This is a genomic window from Bacillus sp. SIMBA_154 (assembly GCF_046536015.1).
GTDB lineage: Bacteria > Bacillota > Bacilli > Bacillales > Bacillaceae > Bacillus > Bacillus pumilus_P.
In genome coordinates, this window is record NZ_JAWJBV010000165.1 from 1 (window position 1) to 289 (window position 289).

Below are 289 nucleotides of genomic sequence, written 5' to 3' on the forward strand. Positions count from 1 at the left end.
GTCATATCCGAGCCTATCCTTGAGCCCGAGGGTGAAGAAGGCGATCATTCCGGCGATGAGTCCGATGATGACGGCGCCGATCGGTGACACGGAATCGGCCGCCGGGGTGATTCCCACCAGCCCTCCGAGGACGCCCGAGATCGCGCCGAGAGAGGTGGCCGAGCCGCGACGTACCCGTTCGACGATCAGCCATCCGAGCAGACCCGAACAGGCCGCGACAAGGGTGTTCGTCAGCGCGACGCCCGCGCTCTCATTGATGCCGCCCGAGGAGCCTCCGTTGAATCCGTAC

1 pseudogene is annotated in these 289 nt (G+C 65.4%); it reads right to left on the reverse strand.

Going from position 1 to position 289, the window contains the following annotated elements:
- Nucleotides 1-289, reverse strand: a pseudogene (locus tag R0K30_RS21585) (ammonia channel protein); the annotation flags it as partial.